Annotated in this window: 18 protein-coding genes; 12 read left to right on the top strand and 6 right to left on the bottom strand. The window is 64.3% G+C overall.

What is annotated here, in order from left to right:
* Window positions 1-143: 143 nt before the first annotated feature.
* Complete coding sequence (locus tag KHP60_RS15975) at window positions 144-1310, bottom strand: SDR family oxidoreductase (RefSeq protein ID WP_213565315.1); 1167 nt, start codon at window positions 1308-1310, stop codon at window positions 144-146.
* Window positions 1311-1503: 193 nt separating this feature from the next.
* On the opposite strand from KHP60_RS15975, the gene KHP60_RS15970 reads away from it, so the two are divergent.
* The 9 genes from KHP60_RS15970 to KHP60_RS15930 all read left to right on the top strand — a co-directional run bounded on the left by KHP60_RS15970 (window position 1504) and on the right by KHP60_RS15930 (window position 9029).
* Window positions 1504-1914 (top strand): PRC-barrel domain-containing protein, encoded by a 411-nt coding sequence (locus KHP60_RS15970; RefSeq protein ID WP_213565339.1) that lies wholly within the window; start codon window positions 1504-1506, stop codon window positions 1912-1914.
* Window positions 1915-2056: 142 nt separating this feature from the next.
* Entirely contained in the window at window positions 2057-2986 is a 930-nt protein-coding gene (locus KHP60_RS15965; RefSeq protein WP_213565314.1) for a hypothetical protein, read from the top strand.
* Between the two features lie 359 nt (window positions 2987-3345).
* A complete protein-coding gene (locus tag KHP60_RS15960) occupies window positions 3346-4212 on the top strand; it encodes a DMT family transporter (protein WP_213565313.1) in 867 nt (288 codons plus the stop codon).
* Window positions 4209-5300, top strand: coding sequence for an ATP-dependent RecD-like DNA helicase (locus KHP60_RS15955; protein WP_213565312.1), 1092 nt, complete (start codon window positions 4209-4211; stop codon window positions 5298-5300). Before KHP60_RS15960 ends, KHP60_RS15955 begins: the two co-directional genes overlap by 4 nt.
* 74 nt (window positions 5301-5374) lie before the next feature.
* Window positions 5375-5548: a DUF1328 domain-containing protein gene (locus tag KHP60_RS15950; RefSeq protein ID WP_213565338.1), complete on the top strand. Its 174-nt coding sequence runs from the start codon at window positions 5375-5377 to the stop codon at window positions 5546-5548.
* Between the two features lie 223 nt (window positions 5549-5771).
* On the top strand, window positions 5772-6860 hold the full coding sequence (locus KHP60_RS15945; RefSeq protein WP_213565311.1) for a TRAP transporter substrate-binding protein: 1089 nt from the start codon (window positions 5772-5774) through the stop codon (window positions 6858-6860).
* A gap of 181 nt (window positions 6861-7041) precedes the next feature.
* Window positions 7042-7665, top strand: coding sequence for a hypothetical protein (locus KHP60_RS15940; protein WP_213565310.1), 624 nt, complete (start codon window positions 7042-7044; stop codon window positions 7663-7665).
* 86 nt (window positions 7666-7751) lie between these two features.
* Window positions 7752-8177 (top strand): arsenate reductase (glutaredoxin), encoded by a 426-nt coding sequence (gene arsC / locus KHP60_RS15935; protein ID WP_213565309.1) that lies wholly within the window; start codon window positions 7752-7754, stop codon window positions 8175-8177.
* 72 nt (window positions 8178-8249) lie between these two features.
* Window positions 8250-9029 carry an SDR family NAD(P)-dependent oxidoreductase gene (locus KHP60_RS15930; RefSeq protein ID WP_213565308.1) on the top strand — a complete coding sequence of 260 codons (780 nt, stop codon included), beginning with the start codon at window positions 8250-8252 and terminating at the stop codon, window positions 9027-9029.
* A 23-nt stretch (window positions 9030-9052) separates the two neighbouring features.
* Here KHP60_RS15930 and KHP60_RS15925 read toward each other — a convergent pair whose 3' ends face one another.
* Both KHP60_RS15925 and lepA read right to left on the bottom strand, forming a co-directional pair.
* Window positions 9053-10288 (bottom strand): MFS transporter, encoded by a 1236-nt coding sequence (locus KHP60_RS15925; protein ID WP_213565307.1) that lies wholly within the window; start codon window positions 10286-10288, stop codon window positions 9053-9055.
* 276 nt (window positions 10289-10564) lie between these two features.
* Window positions 10565-12370, bottom strand: coding sequence for a translation elongation factor 4 (gene lepA, locus KHP60_RS15920; protein ID WP_213565306.1), 1806 nt, complete (start codon window positions 12368-12370; stop codon window positions 10565-10567).
* A gap of 165 nt (window positions 12371-12535) precedes the next feature.
* On the opposite strand from lepA, the gene KHP60_RS15915 reads away from it, so the two are divergent.
* The gene (locus KHP60_RS15915) at window positions 12536-13903 is read left to right on the top strand and encodes an APC family permease (RefSeq protein WP_213565305.1); all 1368 of its coding nucleotides are present in this window, start codon (window positions 12536-12538) and stop codon (window positions 13901-13903) included.
* Window positions 13904-13995: 92 nt separating this feature from the next.
* Here KHP60_RS15915 and KHP60_RS15910 read toward each other — a convergent pair whose 3' ends face one another.
* The 3 genes from KHP60_RS15910 to hrcA form a co-directional block, all read right to left on the bottom strand.
* Window positions 13996-14454 (bottom strand): hypothetical protein, encoded by a 459-nt coding sequence (locus KHP60_RS15910; RefSeq protein WP_249688833.1) that lies wholly within the window; start codon window positions 14452-14454, stop codon window positions 13996-13998.
* Window positions 14455-14577: 123 nt separating this feature from the next.
* Window positions 14578-16710, bottom strand: coding sequence for a sensor histidine kinase (locus KHP60_RS15905; RefSeq protein ID WP_213565304.1), 2133 nt, complete (start codon window positions 16708-16710; stop codon window positions 14578-14580).
* A gap of 86 nt (window positions 16711-16796) precedes the next feature.
* Window positions 16797-17888 (bottom strand): heat-inducible transcriptional repressor HrcA, encoded by a 1092-nt coding sequence (hrcA, locus tag KHP60_RS15900; RefSeq protein ID WP_213565303.1) that lies wholly within the window; start codon window positions 17886-17888, stop codon window positions 16797-16799.
* A gap of 148 nt (window positions 17889-18036) precedes the next feature.
* Here hrcA and rph point away from each other — a divergent pair, with 148 nt between their 5' ends.
* Together rph and KHP60_RS15890 are read left to right on the top strand one after the other, a co-directional pair.
* Window positions 18037-18750, top strand: coding sequence for a ribonuclease PH (gene rph / locus KHP60_RS15895; RefSeq protein ID WP_213565302.1), 714 nt, complete (start codon window positions 18037-18039; stop codon window positions 18748-18750).
* Complete coding sequence (locus KHP60_RS15890; RefSeq protein ID WP_213565301.1) at window positions 18747-19388, top strand: non-canonical purine NTP pyrophosphatase; 642 nt, start codon at window positions 18747-18749, stop codon at window positions 19386-19388. Before rph ends, KHP60_RS15890 begins: the two co-directional genes overlap by 4 nt.
* Window positions 19389-19943: the final 555 nt, after the last annotated feature.

The raw sequence follows: 19943 nt of genomic DNA, 5'->3' as shown, positions 1-19943 counted from the left end.
AAAATCTGCAACTTCCCAAGCCCGCTCCTGAGTGGGGAACGGATTTGTGGGCCAGACTCCCAGGATGCGAAACCGAGCAAGGGCCGAACGACGCGCGGGAGTTTCGGAAAGGCCGGACCCTGTGATCCGGCCTTTCCGCATCCTCAGTGCCTCGGCTGCGGACGGCCTTCATAAGGACCGCGCTGACTCATGTGACCTGGCCCGAAGGTGCGCTTGTCATGACCATTGCCGCTGCGGCGCATGGCTGGCTGAGGCTGATAGCGGGGTGTCGGCCGCTTGAACCGCTTCGGACGCCGGCTCGCCGCCAGAGACGGCAGGAACAGGGCCGCGAGGCCGGCAGCGACGCCGGCCAGCAGAGTGGCCGTCACGATCGGGTGAATCTGCGCTTCGAGGAGCAGGCTCGTCTTGCGCGGCTCGCCGGGAAGAGACGAATACATGTCGCCGTCCTCGCGGGCGCGATAGAGGTTGTCCCGCATTCCCGGCCGTTCGGGGTGATCCGTCGTCTGCGAACCATAGCCCGTCCATTCCATCGCCTTGTCGACGAGGTGAGGCGCGACCTTGCCCATGGCGCCGATGACCCAGCCGCCGAACCCGATGGTGATTTCGCGCCTGTGGTGCTCCGCGGCGTACACGATCGCCTTGGCGACGAGATGCGGATCGTAGGCCGGAGGCGGAACGGCGTTTTCCCGATCGAGATAGTTGCGGGCATGTTCGACGTAAGGCGTGTCGATGGACGAGGGCTTGATGAGCGTGACCGAGACCGGCGCACCCTGGTTTGCCAGCTCCATGCGCAGGCCCTCCGTGAAAGCCTTCACGGCGTGCTTGGAGGCCGAATACTGGGTCTGGAGGATCATGGCCCGCTCGGACAGGACGCTCCCCAGATTGATGATGGTGCCGCCGCGTTGGCGCAGGTGGTCCGCCGCGATCATCGAGCCGTTGACCACGCCCCAATAGTTCACGTCGAAGAGCTGGCGCTGGTCCTCCAGCGGGATGTCGTTGAGGTTCCCGTACAGGGCCACTGCGGCATCGTTCACCCAGGTGTCGAAGCCGCCGAAGGTCTCGATGGCGGTGCGTGCCACCCGCTCGAGATCTTCGCGCTTGCTGACATCTGCGGCAACCGCGATCGCACGCGTCGACCCGCGGCCGAGCTCGTCGGCGATCTTGCGCAAGGCGTCTTCGTTGCGGGCGACCAGGACGAGACCCTTGGCGCCGCGTTCGGCAAACAGATGGGCCGTCGCAAGTCCTATGCCGCTGGATGCGCCGGTGATGACGACGACCTGGTCTTCAACCGGCTTCTGGCGAACCGCCATGGCACTCTCCTTCATAGCCTCAAGTTTCGTAAACGTGGGTCAACGTAAGGTCGGGAAGGGGGTTCCTACGGCAGCGCTTGGTGGGAGAAACCCGACGAGAGTGTTGGAAACCCTGGGCTTCCGGCCCGAAACCGGAACCCGCCTTTCAACCCGGGCGTTGCCTTATGATCTCACACACGAAGGGAGCGAAATGATGCAGACGACGGCACAAAGCAGCGACGTTCGCGAAACCCACAGCCTGATTGCCAGCGACAAGGTCGAAGGAACGCCGGTGCGCCGCTCGGACGGCGAGAAGATCGGAACGATCGAGCGCGTGATGATCGAGAAGCGATCCGGCAAGGTCGCCTATGCGGTCATGAGCTTCGGCGGCTTCATGGGGCTCGGTGAGGAATACTACACGCTTCCCTGGAGCGTCCTGAAGTACAACATCGAGCTCGACGCCTATGAGCTGAACCTCACGGAGGATCAGCTGCGTGGGGCGCCGCGCCGCAGCGCGGAAGGGCATGACGCTTCCTACGACCGCGAATGGGAAGAGCACGTTCATCGCTATTACAACGCGACGCCCTATTGGGGCGGAAGCGACCCGATGAGCACCGGTCGATAGCCCGAACGGCGATCCTGTCAAAACAAAATCGCCCGGCTCTCGCCGGGCGATTTTCTATGCGCAGGCGCCGGGCGGTAGGAAAGATCCACTCCCGGCGCTTGCGGCATGCTTGTCTTAGCGCTTCCGCGACTTCGAGGGGCTCTTGCGAGCGCTCGAGGAGCGGGAGCCGGAAGACCGCTTGGCGACCGTGCCCGACTTCTTCGTGGCAGAGGTCCGGCTCGAAGCGGCCGCTGCACGCTTCGGGGTCAACTTGGAGGCGTTGCGCGACTTCGAAGCCGTCTTCACCGCACCGCGGCTGGAGCTGCGAGAGGCAGACTTCCGGGCCGTCGAACGAGCCGACGTCGAAGCCGAACGAGCAGAGGACTTCTTGGCGGCCGATTTGGCCGAAGTCTTCTTCGCAGTCGTCTTCTTGGCGGTCGTCTTCTTGGCGGCGGCCGTCCTGGCGGTGGTCTTCTTAGCTGCCGACTTGGCCGACGGACGGGCCGAGGTCTTCTTGGCAGCGGTCTTCTTTGCCGTGGTCTTCGCCGTGGTCTTCTTGGCGACGGCCTTCTTGGCAGTGGTCTTCTTCGCGCCTGACTTGGCCGAAGATTTCGTTGCCGACCGGGAGGTCGACTTCGCTGCCGTCTTCTTGGCAGCGGTCTTCTTCGTTCCAGCCTTCTTGGCGGTGCTGGTCGAGCTGCGGCGTGCGCTGCTCTTCTTAGCGGTCTTCTTGGTGCTGGTCGCACCGGTGTCTCCCGTGAACAGCATCGTCAGCGGGTTTGACTTGGTGTCTGTCGGCATTGCCGCCTCCTTCAAGGGCCTTCGCGTGCAACCGTCACGCTTGCAAGGCAACGTCGTTATACCAACGGGGTTCCGATTATCGGAAAGTGTTGACAGTAGAACGCTCACTTTTTCTGTGGATATGTTGCTTGGCATGTCTCTCTTCACTTGCAGATCCAAGACTCAATATCGGGTTCAAGATGAGACAGTTAGGGTCTCTTCTTCAGTTGCGTCGATGTCGGTGCACGCGACGGAGCGCAGTTCCGATGAGTTGAAAATAACATTGGGTGGCAAAGACTTAGCCAATGGGTAAAGAAGATGTTAAACGTCCGCAGAGTATTCGGATGTGTTCAAGAACGTTCAACGTCGCAACCGGAAACCTCTTCACTTGGAGAGGGTCGAAGACGCTTTCCATGCGCTTCGGAGACCTCGTGCGTGAAGCGCAAAAAAATTTGTCGATCGGAGTCGAAAATCGGTCCACGGGTCGTGCACGAGTCGAGAATCACGATCCGCGACTCGTGCATGAGGGGATGAGCGGAGCCTCATCCGTGACTCGCTCCCGGGCTCATCCGCCGTGTGCGCCTTGGTCGCTGCTGGTGGCATGACGATGGAGGCTTCACGCGGTCGCGGAGGCAGGTTAAGCGAGAAGCCCCTCACATCGGTTGGAACGCCGTGCCTCATCGCAGCATCCTTGCCGTCGTCCTCTGGATGAGCGGCGCACTCTTCTCCTTCTCCGCAACGGCCATTGCGGTGCGCGCGCTTTCGCCCACCTTCTCGATCTTCGAGATGCTGGCCGTTCGCAACGCGGCCGGAGTCCTGATCCTGCTCGTGCTCGCGCTCCTCAAGCCGGATCTGCGGCCCGGGTTGAAGCCGCGCCGCTTCCCGCTGCACCTCGCGCGCAACGTCCTTCATTTTCTCGGCACGGACGGATGGGCGTTCGGCCTCACGCTCCTGCCGCTCGCAACCGTCTTCGCGCTCGAGTTCACCACGCCGGCGTGGGTCGCCTTGCTGGCGATCCCGCTGCTCAAGGAGCAGATGACGAGAGGACGTCTCGTCGCCATCGTGCTCGGTTTCATCGGCATTCTCGTGATCCTGCGCCCGGGGCTGGAAACCTTGCAGCCAGCCAGTTTCCTCATGCTCGGCGTGGCGTTCAGCTTTGCCCTCGTGGCGATCATGACCAAGCGGTTGACGATGACGGAGAGCACCTTCTCGATCCTGTTCTTCATGAACCTGCTGCAGCTTCCCATGAACCTCGCGGGCGTGAGCCGCGCCTTCTGGCTTCAGGTCCAGCCGTCCCATATCCTGGCCCTCGTGGGCATCAGCGTCGGAGGGCTTCTTTCGCATTACTGCCTGACCAATGCCTACCGCCGGGGCGACGCCACCATGGTCGTGCCGTTGGACTTCATGCGCATCCCGCTGATCGCCTTCGTGGGCTGGCAGTTCTATGGTGAGGCGCTCGATCCATACGTCTTCCTGGGGAGCGGCATCATCATCATGGGGCTTCTCTATTCTCTGCATCGCGAGGCGAAATCCGCATGACCTGGTCGCCGCAACAGGATGCTGCCCTCAAAGCCGTCGCCGACTGGCTCCGCCGCGGGGATCGTCCGGTATTCCGTCTCTTCGGCTATGCCGGCACGGGCAAGACGACCCTCGCCAAGCACATCGCCGAGAACGTGGATGGCGATGTGGCCTTCGGTGCCTACACGGGCAAGGCCGCGCTCGTGCTGCGCACCAAAGGCTGCCCCGATGCCTCGACGATTCACTCGATGATCTACCGCTCGCGGGAGTCGGATGAGAACGGCCCGCAATTCGTGCTCAACCGCCAGAGTCCGGCCTCCAAGGCCGACCTCATCATCATCGACGAATGCTCCATGGTGGACGAGGAGTTGGGGCGCGATCTCCTGTCCTTCGGGCAGCCTGTTCTCGTGCTCGGCGATCCGGCGCAGTTGCCGCCGGTGAAGGGCGGCGGATTCTTCACGGAAGGCGAGCCCGACGTGATGCTCACGGAAGTGCACCGGCAGGCCAAGGACAATCCCATCATTCATCTCTCGATGCAGGTTCGCGAAGGCGGGCGGCTGGAGCCGGGCACCTATGGCGAGAGCCGCATCATCCGCCGACGCGAGATCGACGCGAACGCCGTCATGGCGGCCGATCAGGTTCTGGTCGGCCTCAACAAGACGCGACGCCTCTACAACACGCGCCTGCGCGAATTGAACGGCTACCGCGACCTGATGCCGGCGGCCGGCGAGAAGCTCGTCTGTCTGCGCAACGACAAGACCAAGGGGTTGCTCAACGGCGGCACCTGGAGCATCCAGGCCCTGCGCGGCATCCGCAACGACTTCATCCGCATGGACGTGCTGCCTGACGACGACGCCCGCCGCCGGTCGGTGGAGGTCGCCGTGCACAAGGCCTTCTTCGAGGGGACGGAGGAGGAGGTGCCGTTCGTCCTGCGCAAGGAGTCCGACGAATTCACCTATGGCTACGCGCTCACCGTGCACAAGGCTCAGGGCTCGCAATGGGACGAACTCGTGCTCTTCGACGAATCCTATGCGTTCCGCGAGCATCGCAGCCGCTGGCTCTACACCGCCCTGACGCGGGCCGCCGAAAAGGTCACCGTCGTGGTCTGAACCGGATGCCCGGAACCGGATCGGGCGTGAGCGCTTATGTCCGTAGCTGGACGGTAAGCGGCAAGGGTACGGACATGCTCAAATGGGCTCTGATCTTCCTGGTGGTTTCCCTGGTCGCGGGAGCGCTGGGCTTCACGGGCGTCGCCTCCGGCGCCAAGACCATCGCCAAGATCCTGTTCGGCCTGTTCCTCCTCGCCTTCATCCTTCTGTTCCTCCTCGCCTGGGGAGCGGGCGAGTTGATCTTCTGACGAACCTACCGCGTTAGTCCCATGCCGATCGAAAACCAACTCTGAGCTTTGGCCTGAAGCCGGCCCATGCATGCACTGGATGCATGAAGTCCCTGCTCCGGAAGCCCTCCCTTCTTCCGTGTGGCCCGCTATAGGGGCATCTCAACTATTCGTTTGAGCGCGCCGTGTTGAAACTTTCTGTCTCATGCGCGCCTTAAAACGTAAACGAACGAAAGGGACGCCCATGAAACGTCGTGCATTCCTCCAGGCCGCCACAATCGGTGCAGCCGCCGGAGCCGTAGCCAAGCCGGCCATCGCCCAGTCGAACCCCGAGATCCGCTGGCGCCTGACCTCGGCCTTCCCGAAATCCCTCGACACCCTGTTCGGCGGCGGCGAGACCTTCGCCAAGCTCGTCGCGGAAGCCACCGACGGCAAGTTCATCATCCAGACCTTCGCGCCCGGCGAAATCGTCGGCGCGCCTCAGGCGCTCGACGCCATCGGCGGCGGAACGGTCGAGATGGGGCACACCTGCTCCTACTATTACGTGGGCAAGGACCCGACCTTCGCCATCGGCACGAGTCTGCCCTTCGGCCTCAATTCCCGTCAGATGAACGCCTGGCTCTACCAGGGCGGCGGCAATGCCCTGCTGAACGAGTTCTATGCCAAGCACAACGTGTATGCTCTGCCCGCCGGCAACACCGGCGTGCAGATGGGCGGCTGGTTCCGCAAGGAGATCAAGACCGTTCAGGACCTGCAGGGCCTGAAGATGCGAATCGCGGGTCTTGCCGGCCAGATCATGGGCAAGCTCGGCGTCGTGCCGCAGCAGATCGCCGGCGGCGATCTCTACCCCTCCCTCGAGCGCGGCACCATCGATGCCGCCGAGTGGGTCGCGCCCTACGACGACGAGAAGCTCGGTCTCAACAAGGTCGCGCCCTATTACTATTATCCCGGCTTCTGGGAGGGCGGCCCTGCCATTCACCTCTACATCAACCTGCAGAAGTGGAACGAGCTTCCCAAGAATTACCAGTCCGCCGTCCAGGCTGCCGCGGGTTATGTGAACGTGGACACGCAGGCCAAGTACGATGCCAAGAATCCGGCCGCTCTGCGCAGCCTGATCGGCAACGGCGCGCAGCTGCGCCCCTTCTCGCAGGAGATCATGGACGCGGCCTACAAGGCGTCCAACGAGGTCTACGACGAGATCTCGGCCAAGAACGCCGATTTCAAGAAGATCTACGACAGCTACAAGGCGTTCCGCGGTGAGGAATACCTCTGGTTCCAGGTGGCCGAATACGCCTACGACACCTTCATGATCCGCGCCCGCGCCCGCGGATGAGCGATGAAAAGGCGGGTTTCGGCCCGCCTTTTTCTTGGACAAATACTGGCTCGCCAGTAATCCCGGCTGGCAGCCGCCACCGGACCCAGCCATGACGGCTCAGGGCCGTAGCTGTGGACAGGCAACCGTTGCCCTTTGGACGCGTTGCCATGAATGTGAGGGGGCGCTACGGCTGGAGGCCATGGTGCGCAGAGCAAAGAAGTTGGGGGCATGGGCTCGCAGAGCGGTCGTTCTGGCAGGACTTGCCATTGCCTCCGTCGCGCAGGCAGCCAATGGCCCGCCGGATACTGCCACCGTGAACGGCTCCGTTCAGACTCGGTTCGATCCAGTTACACGCCAGACATGGGTGACGGGTCGGGCTGCGCCTGATCTCTGCTTCTCGCTCTCTCTGCCGGATGAATGGCGGCGGACCGACGACGGCGTCAAGGCTCTTCTCTCCGATGGGGAGCTTTCCATAAACCTTCGCTCCTCCCAGGAGCTTCGCGATATGCCGCAGCCGGATCTCGCGACCCGGGATGCCGCTGTCCTGCAGGAGGACTACGAGCAGCTTCTCGGGCGTCCCGCACAATCGGTATCCCTGTCTTCCGACGCTGGGGCGACCCGCTGGTCCGCAACCTGGGTCGATGCCAGTCTGCCGGCGGCGTCGCATGCCATGACGATCGAGACCCTGATCGTGCCGCTCTCGAGCGAATGGGTGCTCGAACTGTCCCTCTCCGGCATCGAGACTCAGGAAGCCTACAATGGTCTCGCACGGCACCTGCTCGCGCGATTGAAGGTGCAGGGCAGGGCGGCCTGCCGGAGCTGATCTCCTGCAACGGCATTAGCCGCTAGCCATTCCCGACATGCAATGGCACCCCTGGATGCCACTTCGTGCGATCGTCAGGACAAACCATGGACGTGATCATCTACCACAACCCGCAATGCGGGACCTCCCGCAACACCCTTGGGCTGATCCGCAACGCCGGGATCGAGCCGCATATCATCGAGTATGTGAAGACGCCGCCGACGCGGCTGCTCCTGCACCAGCTGATCGAACGCATGGGCGTAAGCGTCCGCGACGTGATCCGCGAGAAGGGTACGCCCTACACGGAACTCGGCCTCGGCGACCCTTCCTTGAGCGACGATCAGTTGATTGACGCGGTGATGGCGCATCCGATCCTGCTCAATCGGCCCATCGTGGTCACGCCCCTGGGCGTCAGGCTCTGCCGCCCGTCCGAGACGGTGCTCGACATCCTGCCGCCGCAGCAGGGCGAATTCATCAAGGAAGACGGCGAGCCGGTGGTCGATGCCTCCGGGCGCCGCATCGGTCTGGCCTAGGGCGCAAGGGAACAAGCCGCTCTTCCTCCGGTTCAGGGACAGGACAATCCCGCTTGAAGGAAAGGCAGCATCATGGAGCTTCAAGGCAAGGTCGCGCTCGTCACAGGCGCAGGATCGGGCATCGGCAAGGCGACGGCCCTGCGCTTCGCGCGTGAGGGCGCCATGGTCGGTGTGCTCAGCCACACGGAAGATGAGATCCGAAAGGTCGCCGAGGAGATCGAGCGAGCGGGCGGCAGGGCCATCGCGCTCGTGGCCGATGTGGCGGATGAAGGCCAGATGCGCAAGGCGGTGGCCGATCTGGTGCAGGCCCATGGCCGGCTCGACATCGTCTTCGCCAATGCAGGCATCAACGGTGTCTGGGCGCCCATCGACGAGCTGCAGCCGCAGGAATGGGACCGAACCATCAACACCAACTTGCGCGGCACCTATCTCACGCTTCACTATGCCGTGCCGCATCTGAAGAAGGCCGGAGGCTCCATCGTCATCACGGCCTCCATCAACGGATCGCGCACCTTCACGAGTGCCGGCGCGACCGCCTATTCCGCCACCAAGGCAGCCCAGGTGGCGATGGCCCAGATGCTGGCGGTCGAACTCGCGAAGCACAAGATCCGCGTGAACGTGGTCTGCCCCGGCAAGATCGATACGGAGATTTCCGACAACACCGAGAAGCGCGATACGCAGGAGGCGGAGGTTCCGGCCGAATATCCGGCCGGCCCGATCCCACTCACCGGCCAGGAGCCCGGCACAAGCGAGGAGGTGGCCGAGCTCGTGCTCTTCCTCGCCTCCGACCGAGCGCGGCACATCACCGGTACGCCCGTCTGGATCGATGGCGGGCAGTCGCTGCTGGTGTAGGTTTCCCGCTTCAGCTGGAGGCGCTATGACGCCTCCAGCTGCGTTCCGACGGGAACGGCAGGTTCGATGCTGAAACTCTCCTTTTCCTCCGTCGGAGGCGCAGCGCGCTGCAGGCTGCGATAAGCGCCCCAGATCGCCATGAGAGCCTGGGCGGTGATGACGACGTAGAGAAGGCCCAATCGTCCAAACTCCGTCATGGCCATGCCGGCAATGATGGGTCCGATGGTGGCGCCGACGCCCTGCAGGATCAGGAGGCCGCCCGCTGCTGCCACGAACTCGCCCGGTTTCACCATGTCGTTCACATGCGCGGTGACGATGCTGTAGGTGGGGATCACGCTGCCGCCGAAGATAGCGACATAGAGGAAGATCAGCCAGACCGGTACCGTCGGCGACACGAAATGGATGAGCGCGAGCAGGATCGCAGCCGCCATTCCCGAGGCGCCGATGATCACATGGCGCCGGTCCATGCGGTCCGAGAGCCAGCCGAGAGGATAGGTGGTGGCAAAGCCGCCGAGCGTGCCGCAGGCCATGAAGATCGCGATCTCCGCCGAATTTAAACCGCGCTCCTGCGCCCAGATGGGTCCGAGCGCGAAGAACGAGCTGGTGGTGACACCGCAGAGAACAGCTGCCACGACGCCGAAGGGTGATTGGCGATAGAGCTTCATCAGGTTGATCTTGGTGTCGCTGACCGCATGAGCCGGTGCCGTAGCCCGCGACAGGGCCGTCGGAACGAGAGCGAGCGAAATGAGGATGGCGACGAAGCAGAACAGCCGATAGCCGTAGGGATCGCCTGCCGGCAGTAGCATCTGCCCGCCGATCCCTGCGATCAGGCCGGTCATCCCATAGACGCTGAGAACCTGCCCGCGCGTCTGTGCGGTGACCGATGCGTTGAGCCAGCTTTCAACGACGATGAAGAGGCCGGCAAAGCAGAAGCCGGTAAGGGCCCGCGCGGCGATCCATACGGCCGGACTGATCACGAGAAGATGAAAGAGCGCTGTCGATGCCGCGACGGCTGCCAGCGCCGCGAATGCGCGGGTGTGGCCCACCTGCTGGATCACCCGCCCGGCATAAAGGGAGCCGATCACGATGCCGCCCCAGAAGGCGGAGCCCACGGCCCCGATCTCCGTCGGCGTGAACTGCTCGATGCTACCGCGCACGCTGAGCAGCGTTCCTTGCAAGGTATTGCCGACCTGCATGAGAGCGTAGCCGAGAAGAAGCGCAAAGAGGGTCGGCAGCGTGGCCCGCAGGGGCGAAGACATGGGCTCTCCTGTGAAGCGAGATCCTGTGGCTCGGATGTGCGGTTTGTGAGAGGCTCGGCCTTCCTGGCATGGACGTGCCGAAGCCCGGCGTCCGGAGACCCCGTTCTTCAGCCTGCGACATGTGCGAGACCAAGCCCCGTGCCTGGGTTGAACTCTGGGAGGGAGGGCAGGTTCCAGCGTTTGTTGCTGCAGTGCAAACGGCAAGAGAAAGGCCCGGCTTGCGACCGAGCCGGGCCTGTCAAAGAGTTTGCAGCGGAAGCTTCGACGGCTTTTCTTTTAAGAATCCATCTTCAGCGCGGCGATGAAGGCTTCCTGCGGGATGTCGACCTTGCCGAACTGGCGCATCCGCTTCTTGCCTTCCTTCTGCTTGTCGAGCAGCTTGCGCTTGCGCGAGGCATCGCCGCCGTAGCACTTGGCGGTCACGTCCTTGCGCAGCGCCCGGATGGTTTCGCGGGCGATGATCTTGCCGCCGATGGCCGCCTGAACCGGGATCTGGAACATGTGCGGTGGGATCAACTCCTTCAGCTTCTCGCACATGGCGCGGCCGCGGCCCTCTGCGCGGTCGCGGTGCACCAGCATGGAGAGCGCATCCACGGGCTCGCCGTTGACCAGCACCGACATCTTGACGAGGTCGCCCTCGCGGTAGTCGGAAATGTGGTAGTCGAAGGAGGCATAGCCCTTCGAGATCGACTTCAAGCGATCGTAGAAATCGAACACCACCTCGTTGAGAGGCAGGTCGTAGACCACCATGGCGCGCTTGCCGACATAGTTCAGGTCGATCTGGATGCCGCGCCGCTCCTGACAAAGCTTGAGGACGGAGCCGAGATAATCGTCGGGCGTGAGGATCGTGGCGCGGATCCACGGCTCCTCGATGGTCTCGATCTTCATCACGTCCGGCATGTCGGCCGGGTTGTGCAGCTCGATGGTCGAGCCGTCGCGCAGCTTCAGGTGATAGACCACGCTGGGCGCAGTGGAGATGAGGTCGAGGTTGAACTCGCGCTCCAGCCGCTCCTGGATGATCTCGAGATGCAGCAGGCCGAGGAAGCCGCAGCGGAAGCCGAAGCCGAGGGCGGCGGAGGTCTCCATCTCGTAGGAGAAGCTGGCGTCGTTCAGGCGCAGCTTGCCCATGGCGACACGCAGGTTCTCGAACTCGGCGGCGTCGACGGGAAAGAGGCCGCAGAACACCACCGGCTGAACGGGCTTGAAGCCCGGAAGCGCGTCGGCCGTGGGCTTGCGCTCGTCGGTGATGGTGTCGCCGACGCGGGTATCGGCCACCTCCTTGATCGAGGCGGTGAAGAAGCCGACCTCGCCGGGGCCGAGTTGGGCCATTTCCTGCATCTTCGGCGAGAACACGCCGACCCGGTCGAGACTGTAGGAGGCGTTTGTCCCCATCATCTTGATGGTGGAGCCCTTCTTCATCGACCCGTCGATGATGCGCACGAGCACGACCACGCCGAGATAGGCGTCGTACCAGGAATCGACGAGCAGCGCTTTGAGCGGTGCATCCGGATCGCCCTTCGGCGGCGGCAGCTTCTTGACGATGGCTTCCAGCACGCCCTCGATGTTGATGCCGGTCTTGGCCGAGATCGGCACTGCCTCGGAGGCATCGATGCCGATCACCTCCTCGATCTGCTCCTTGATCCGGTCCGGATCGGCGGCGGGCAGGTCGATCTTGTTGAGGACCGGGACGATCTCGTGGTTGGCGTCGATGGCCTGGTAGACATTGGCGAGCGTCTGCGCCTCCACTCCCTGGGAGGCGTCGACCACCAGGAGGGAGCCCTCGCAGGCGGCGAGCGAGCGCGAGACCTCGTAGGCGAAGTCCACATGGCCGGGAGTGTCCATGAGGTTCAGGATGTAGGTCTTGCCGTCCTGCGCCTTGTATTCCAGGCGCACGGTCTGCGCCTTGATGGTGATGCCCCGCTCGCGCTCGATATCCATGTTGTCGAGCACCTGCTCCGTCATCTCGCGGGCCGAGAGCGCCCCCGTGGTCTGGATCAGGCGGTCGGCAAGCGTCGACTTGCCGTGGTCGATATGGGCCACGATGGAGAAGTTGCGGATATTGTCGAAGGTGCGAGCGGTCATCAGTAAACTCTGGCGGGTGTGAAACCCTGTTGGCCGGGCAATAGCAGCCTGGCCCCCATATGCCAAGGGAAGGCCGTGTCGCGTGTCGGGAAGGACCTTCCCGTCGCCAAGCGTCCGGCGCGCCCTATCATTCCTTCGAAGAGGACAACAATCCGGGAAGACGCCATGGCCGGAACTCCAGTCGTTACCGAAGGTGCGGACAATCTCGACGGCACGGGGCGCCCCGATCTTCACAGGAGTATCGGCTCCTTCCAGTTGGCGCTCTATGGGCTCGGCAGCATGCTCGGCTCCGGTGTCTACGGGCTGATCGGGCAGGCGGCGGGACAGGTGGGCAATGCGGTCTGGTTGGCCTTCCTCGTGGCCCTCGTGGCGGCGCTGCTGACAGCACTCACCTATGCCTCCCTCGGTTCTCGTTACCCGCGGGCAGGAGGCGCCGCCTACGTGGCGGAGCGGGCCTATCGTTCGCCGCTCGTCGGCTTCGTCGTGGGGCTGGCGGTGGCCTGCTCGTCGCTCACCTCCGTGGCCACCCAGTCCCGGGTCTTTGCCGCCAATCTCGCCTCCCTCACGGGAACTGGCGGGCAGACCGTGACCTGGCTGGCGCTGGGATTCCTCCTGCTCCTGACCGGATTGGTGCTGCGCGGCATCCGGGAATCCATGTGGGTCAACGTGCTCTGCACCTGCATCGAGGCCGGCGGCCTGCTGCTCGTGGTCGCCGTGGGCATCAGCTATTGGGGAACGGTCGATCTCCTGGAGACGCCGCCGCCGGGAGAGGGCGCCAGCGACGTGATGATCCTGCTCGTGCTGCAGGGCTCCGTGCTCACGTTCTTCGCCTTCATCGGCTTCGAGGATTCGTTGAATGTTGCGGAGGAATGTCATGATCCTCAACGCACCATTCCCATCGGTTTGATCGCCGCCATGAGCATGGCGGCGGTGATCTATATGGGGGTCGCGGTCACGGCCGTTTCCGTGCTGCCTTGGCGGGAGCTCGCCGCGGCACCCGGTCCTCTGACGGCCGTGATGGAAAAGGCGGCCCCGTGGCTTCCGCCCATCGTCTATGCATTGATCACCCTGTTTGCCGTCGCCAATACGGCGCTCGTCAACTACGTGACCGCCTCGCGGCTGGCCTACGGCATGGCCCATCAGGGTCTCCTGCCGTCCTGGCTCGGTCGCGTTCATCCGAGCCGGCGCACTCCGCATCTGGCGATTCTCGCCCTGTTCGTGGTCGTGGCTCCGCTCGCTCTCATCGGCACCATCGGCCAACTTGCCGCTGCCACCGTGCTCCTGCTGCTCCTCGTCTTCGCGTTGCTGAACGGCGCGCTGGTGCTGCTGAAGAACAGGGAAGGGGAGCCGCACGGGCGTTTCGAGATCCCGCTGATCCTGCCGCTTCTCGGGTGCTTCGTCTGCGCGGGTCTGGTGATCGTCCGGGTGGTCACCGGCGATTGGCGGGCGCCGGCTCTCGCAGGAGCGTTGCTTGCCGGCATTTTCGTGCTCTATGCGCTGTATCGGCCCAAAACCCAGCGGCACATGGCTTAGACCAGCCGGTCAAGCTTTGGCTGTCAGCTCCTCCTCATTGACGTGAGGCAGGCGCGGAACCAGCCGTCCGCGCCTGCCGGATAGAGGCACGATTACCGGGCGCACTCGACGGGAACGCGCTGGTCGGTGCCCTGGACCAGGACGGTCCGGCACGGGACGCCGTTGATCGTGCGGATTTCATGCGGGGCGGTCGTCGGGAAGGCGGAGGCCGGCGTACCGGACACGGGAGCTCCGGCAGGCAGGCCGACGAGGACGCTGCCGGTTGTCGCCGGGTCCATGCCGACCATGCCGGCCGAACTGGCGCACTGAACGGGGATGCGCTGGTTGCTCTCGCGGTCGAGAATGGTGCGACAGGGGACGCCGTTGATCGTGCGGATTTCATGCGGAGCAGCGTTCGGGAAAGGGGAGCCGGGTGTGCCGCTCGTCTGGGCCTGGGCCAAGCCGATGGTGCCGAGCACCATGAGACCGGTGCTGGCGATGAGTGTCAGTGCCTTCGCGGTAATCTCCTCAGTCAGGGAAACATGGCCGCTTTCCGCGGGTCGGAGGTTCAACGCCTCAGGAGAAGATTATTTCCTATCCGGCTGACTCTGGGCAGAAGCAGAGGAAAGTTCAACGACCTGATCGCTTCCTGTGACGCTGGTGAGACCTGGACCGGTCGCCGACTGACCCGGAGCTTAAGCGGCTTGCTGCTCGGCCGCCTCGATGTGGATTTCGATGGTGCAGCAAACGCCCTCCCGCTCGAAGCGCATATCGAGCTGTCCTGCAAGCTCCCTGGTGATGGTCTGCCGTAAGAGGCGCGAGCCGAAGCCCGGAACCGGTTGGGTTTCGAGGATCGGCCCGCCCCGCTCGGACCAATGGACGGTCAGGATCGCTCCCTCGATCGTCCAGTCGACCTGTACCCTGCCAGACGCCGTCGAGAGCGCCCCGTACTTGGCGGCATTGGTGGTGAGCTCATGGAATGCCATGCCCAGGACCACCGCCAACTTGGGCACGAGATGCACGTCCGGACCGTTGATCGTGACGCGTAACGGGGTGGTCCGATAAGGCCCAAGCTCCGTTTCCAGGATGGTCTTGAGCGAAGCGCCCTCCCAGTGCGTCTCGTTGAGGAGGTTATGCGTGCGCGAGAGGGCCAGCAGGCGTTCCTGGAAGCGTTCCTGCGCCACCTGGGGCGATGCGCCGGAGCGGTTCGATTGCCATGCCAGCGACTGGACGGTGGCGAGGGTGTTCTTGACCCGGTGATTCAGCTCGTCGATGAGCAGTCTCTGACGGCGGTCGGCGGCCCAGCGCTCCGTGATGTCTTCGACCACGCGCACGGCATAGAGGAAGTGGCCCGATGCATCCCGCAGGGCGGTGCTCGTCACGCGGGCCCATCCGCTGCTGCCGTCCTTGCGGGTGAAGAGGCTTTCGGTGGTATAGGTGTCCAGCTCGCCCGCAACCTGACGGGAGAAGAGGGCCAGATCCTGATTCACGCTCCCCGGTTGCGTGACATGGCTGAAGTGCTGTCCGATCAGCTCCTCGCGGCTGTGGCCCGTCAACTTGCAGCGGGCCTCGTTGACGGAAATGAACCGGCCCTGCCGATCCACTTCGGCGATCCCCACCGCGGCGTTCTCATGGGTGGCGCGCAGGCGTGCCTCGCTTGCCCGCAGGGCGGCCTCGCGTTGCCGAAGCTCCGTCGAGGCTGAGGCGAGTGCGTCGCTGACCCGGTCGATCTCCGCCAATCCGCTTGCCGAAACCATGATCGGTTCACCGCGCCCGAGATGCTGTGCCAGAGTGACCAGCTTCTCGACCGGCGCTGCAATGCTGCGACCAACCAGCCATGCCATGAAGGTTCCAAGGGTAAGGAGGAGCCCTCCGGCCGCCGTCAGATATAGGGCGGAGCGCCAAGGCGCCGCCGTGATCTCCGAACGCGGTACAGCCACGATGGTCGACCACCCCGAGCCGGGGGAGCGCGACAGAGCCAGCAGCGTCGGTATGCCGTCCAGGGAGATGCTCTCGAAGACACCTTGCCTGACCTCGGCCCGGACCCGCGCCACGTTTTCAAGGGTCGCTGGGTTGCCGACGAACCGACCGGCGTCGCGGCTTCTCGCCACCACCGTGCCGTTGCGATCGACGATGGCGCCGATCCAGGTTGAAGGAAGGCCCTGGTCCGCCAGAACCCGGCTCACCGTTTCGGCCAGCATGTTGATGCTGATGTAAAGCTCGGACCCGTCCCTGGCGGTCACGAGCGTGTCGATGCCGACGGTCGGCTCCTTCGCCACCAAGCCGTTGAACAGATTGCTGATCCTGATCACCCCAGGTCTCAGGCCTTGGCGATGATCCTTGTTCTGGATGAGCGGCAGAGGGCTTCCGGGTGGGAGCAGCGTATTGACGACCTGACCGCGATCGTCCGCAGCAGTGATCCAGGTGCCCGGAATGCGGATCGCAGCGCGAGCTCTCGCATCGAACTCCGCATAGTCTTTCTCGATGAGTTGGGGCGACGTGGACAGCGCCCAGAGCAGGGCCTCGGCCTGGCCGAACTGGCGGTCGACGACGAGCGACAGCGCCCGGGAGGTCTCCTGAAGGTGCTTCTCGATCTCCTCACGATCGTGTCGGTATCCGGCATAGACGGTTATAGCGGCTGTCGCGAGTGCCGGAATGAGCAGGACAAGCGCGAGGAGGATGAGGCGTGCCCGCACGGACGGGAGATGCTGCCGGGCGGCCTTCCATCCGCCCAGTCCCGACACGGAAAAGGATTTGCCCACTGTCTGATCGCTCCGGCGCCGGACCTTGTTGCTGAAATATTGGGCGCGGCCGTTCATCTTTGCCATAAAACGCCTAAAGACAAGAGTCCTGCTGCACCTCGCACGAGGCCACGCCCCGATCCTGATAGGTCACAGCCGAAGACTGTTCGAGCCTATCGCCCCTGTTCCAGGATGCGCGAGATCACCTTGGCGGTATAGTCGACCATGGGGACGATGCGGGCGTAGTTCAGTCGGGTCGGACCGATGACGCCCAGAACTCCGACGATCTTCTGGCTGCCGTCCCGGAAGGGGGCGGCGATCATTGAGGAGCCGGAGAGCGAAAAGAGCTTGTTCTCCGAGCCGATGAAGATGCGCACCCCTTCGCCGCCCTCGGCCCGACTCAGGAGGTCGATCACGTCGGTCTGGGTCTCCAGGTCCGAGAAGAGCAGGCGGATGCGGTCCAGGTCCTCGACTGCCTTCAGGTCGTCGAGGAGGTTGGCCTGCCCGCGCACGATGAGCTGACGGGAATCCGCCGGTCCCACCGTGGTGGCGAGCCCCGCTTCCACGAGCCTCGCGGTCAGCGCGTCGAGCTCCCGCTCCATGTCCTCGCGGCGGGTCTGGATCTCCCGCTTGACGTCGCCGAGGGTCTTGCCCTGGATACGGGCATTGAGGAAATTGCCGGCCTCGACCAGGGCGCCAGCGGGCAGGCCCGCGGGCAGGTCGAGAAGGCGGTTTTCCACGGAGCCGTCCTCGGAGACGAGCACCACCAGGGCGCGGGCCGGGTCGAGGCGCACGAATTCGATGTGCTTGAGGCGCGCATTGGACTTGGACGTCACGACCACGCCGGCGCCTCGCGAGACGCCCGACAGCAGCGCGGAGGCTTCGGCAAGCGCCGTTTCCAGGGTATGGCCCGAGGCGGCGGCCCGCATCTGCGCCTCAATGCGCGAGCGCTCCTCGGAGGTGACGTCACCGATCTCCATCATGGCATCGACGAAGAAGCGCAGACCCGTCTCCGTCGGCAGGCGCCCGGCGCTGGTATGGGGCGCGAAGATCAGGCCCGCCATCTCCAGATCCGCCATCACGTTGCGGATCGACGCGGGGGAGAGCGTCATCGGGAGGATGCGCGAGAGATGGCGCGAGCCCACGGGTTCTCCCGTCGTCAGGTAGCTCTCGACGATCTGGCGAAAGATTTCGCGGGAACGGTCGTTCAGCTCCGCGATGGCGCGGGTTTCCGACAGATGGGAAAAGGGACCGGTGGGATGCATCCGAAGGGTTCTACGCTCTCACAATTCGACCCTGCAAGTCAGTATTATGTGCGGATCGGAAGTCTCTTCGGCAAGCCTTCGCTTGCCTAAACCGCCCCGCCGCTTCAAACAGGCGGGGAATCGCAAGATCTTTCAGGAGAATCCCGCCATGCGTCCTTCCAACCGCGCGCCCGACGAACTGCGTCCCGTCACCCTGGAGCGCGGCGTCGCGCGCTACGCGGAAGGCTCCTGCCTCGTCTCCTTCGGCAACACGAAGGTGATCTGCACCGCTTCGCTCGAGGAAAAGGGCCCGCCGTGGCTGCGCGGCACCGGCCGGGGCTGGGTGACGGCGGAATATTCCATGCTGCCCCGTGCCACCCATGAGCGCACCCGCCGCGAGGTCAATTCCGGCAAGCCCTCGGGCCGTACCCAGGAAATCCAGCGCCTCATCGGTCGTAGCCTCCGCGCCGTCGTCAACCTGCCGGCCATCGGCGAAAAGCAGATCGTCGTCGATTGCGACGTGATCCAGGCCGACGGCGGCACCCGCACCGCCTCGATCACCGGCGCCTGGGTAGCGCTGCACGACTGCTTCACCTGGATGCAGAACCGCTCGATCATCTCGATCAATCCCCTGCGCGAGCCCGTCGCCGCGATCTCCTGCGGCATCTACAAGGGCCAGCCGGTGCTCGATCTCGATTATGCGGAGGATTCCGCCGCCGAGACCGACGCCAATTTCGTGATGACGGGCTCCGGCGGCATCGTCGAGGTGCAGGGCACGGCCGAGGGCAAGCCCTTCTCCGAAGAGGAGTTCCTGAGCCTGCTTCGCCTCGCCAAAGCCGGCGTGGCACAGCTGGTGGATCTGCAGAAGAAGGCGGTGGCATGAGCATTCATCGTTCCCTGACCGGCAAGGTCGTCATCGCCACCCACAACGCGGGCAAGTTGCGCGAGATGCAGGAACTGCTCGCTCCCTTCGGCGTGGAGGCCGTGTCGGCAGGCGAACTCGGCCTGCTGGTTCCCGACGAGACGGGGCACATGTTCGCCGAGAACGCCGCCATCAAGGCCCATGCGGCGGCGATCACCACCGGCCTGCCGGCGCTTTCCGACGATTCCGGCCTGTGCGTCCATGCTCTGGACGGCGCGCCGGGCCTGTTCACGGCCGACTGGGCCGGCCCGAAGAAGGATTTCCATTCCGCCATGGAGCGGGTGGAGCGCGAGTTGCTGAAGCGCGAGGCGACGGACCGCAGGGCCCATTTCGTCTCCGCCCTCGTCATCGCCTGGCCCGGCGGGCATGAGGAGTTGTTCGAGGGACGCGTCTTCGGCCAGGTCGTGTGGCCGCCGCGCGGCGACAAGGGTTTCGGCTACGACCCCATGTTCCAGCCGGACGGCTTCACCGAGACGTTCGGTGAGATCTCCTCGGAGGAGAAGCACGGCATCGACTGGTCAAAGCCGGAACCTTCCGGCCTGTCCCACCGGGCCCGCGCTTTCGTGAAGCTGGCGGCGGGTTGCTTGCACCGGATTTAGCGCCTCGCGAGAATTGGCTCCTCGGCCGGGATGACGGTGCCGGACCGGTTTTCACGTCCCGATCGGCGTGCGCCGTCCGGCCCTTGCACCCTCAGCCCTCGCACTCCACGACGTCATCACCGGCCTCGTGCCGGTGATGCCGATGGCTTGGAGCGCGGCGCCTCACCGCATCGGGATGGCCGGGTCAAGCCCGGCCATGACGGCAGAGGGGTGACCAAGGAGGGTGCAGGGCGAAGGCAGGTGCAGGACGAGGGCGGGACGAAAAAGGTTGTGACCAGGACAGTGTCATGCTCCACCGCGTCATCACCGTTCCCGCCCGGTCATCATCGGCCCTCGGATCCTTCGACGTCATCACCGGGCTTGACCCGGTGATCCCGACACGAAGAGCACGGCACCTCCCAGCAGCGTCATGGCCCGCACAGGGCCGGCCATGACGGGGAGGCCGAGCCAGGAGCGGTGATCCCGATGTGAAAGGCCCCGCGGTCAGCCGACTGGGATGGTCAGGACGAGCCCGGTGATGACAACCGAAGAGGTAATAAGGCGGAGCTGGTCCGG

It is taken from the genome of Microvirga sp. 3-52, from assembly GCF_018383585.1.
Classification (GTDB): domain Bacteria; phylum Pseudomonadota; class Alphaproteobacteria; order Rhizobiales; family Beijerinckiaceae; genus Microvirga.
Note: the sequence above shows the minus strand (reverse complement) of the source record. Positions and strands in the feature narration are given on the sequence as shown.

Excerpts from the sequence above, each read along its gene's own strand:
- hrcA (WP_213565303.1), bottom strand. The coding sequence starts at position 17,888 with ATGCATCCCACCGGTCCCTTTTCCCATCTGTCGGAAACCCGCGCCATC.
- arsC (WP_213565309.1), top strand. The coding sequence starts at position 7,752 with ATGGACGTGATCATCTACCACAACCCGCAATGCGGGACCTCCCGCAAC.
- KHP60_RS15945 (WP_213565311.1), top strand. The coding sequence starts at position 5,772 with ATGAAACGTCGTGCATTCCTCCAGGCCGCCACAATCGGTGCAGCCGCC.
- KHP60_RS15975 (WP_213565315.1), bottom strand. The coding sequence starts at position 1,310 with ATGGCGGTTCGCCAGAAGCCGGTTGAAGACCAGGTCGTCGTCATCACC.
- KHP60_RS15940 (WP_213565310.1), top strand. The coding sequence starts at position 7,042 with ATGGTGCGCAGAGCAAAGAAGTTGGGGGCATGGGCTCGCAGAGCGGTC.
- KHP60_RS15905 (WP_213565304.1), bottom strand. The coding sequence starts at position 16,710 with ATGGCAAAGATGAACGGCCGCGCCCAATATTTCAGCAACAAGGTCCGG.
- KHP60_RS15915 (WP_213565305.1), top strand. The coding sequence starts at position 12,536 with ATGGCCGGAACTCCAGTCGTTACCGAAGGTGCGGACAATCTCGACGGC.
- lepA (WP_213565306.1), bottom strand. The coding sequence starts at position 12,370 with ATGACCGCTCGCACCTTCGACAATATCCGCAACTTCTCCATCGTGGCC.
- KHP60_RS15925 (WP_213565307.1), bottom strand. The coding sequence starts at position 10,288 with ATGTCTTCGCCCCTGCGGGCCACGCTGCCGACCCTCTTTGCGCTTCTT.
- KHP60_RS15970 (WP_213565339.1), top strand. The coding sequence starts at position 1,504 with ATGCAGACGACGGCACAAAGCAGCGACGTTCGCGAAACCCACAGCCTG.
- rph (WP_213565302.1), top strand. The coding sequence starts at position 18,037 with ATGCGTCCTTCCAACCGCGCGCCCGACGAACTGCGTCCCGTCACCCTG.
- KHP60_RS15930 (WP_213565308.1), top strand. The coding sequence starts at position 8,250 with ATGGAGCTTCAAGGCAAGGTCGCGCTCGTCACAGGCGCAGGATCGGGC.
- KHP60_RS15890 (WP_213565301.1), top strand. The coding sequence starts at position 18,747 with ATGAGCATTCATCGTTCCCTGACCGGCAAGGTCGTCATCGCCACCCAC.
- KHP60_RS15950 (WP_213565338.1), top strand. The coding sequence starts at position 5,375 with ATGCTCAAATGGGCTCTGATCTTCCTGGTGGTTTCCCTGGTCGCGGGA.
- KHP60_RS15955 (WP_213565312.1), top strand. The coding sequence starts at position 4,209 with ATGACCTGGTCGCCGCAACAGGATGCTGCCCTCAAAGCCGTCGCCGAC.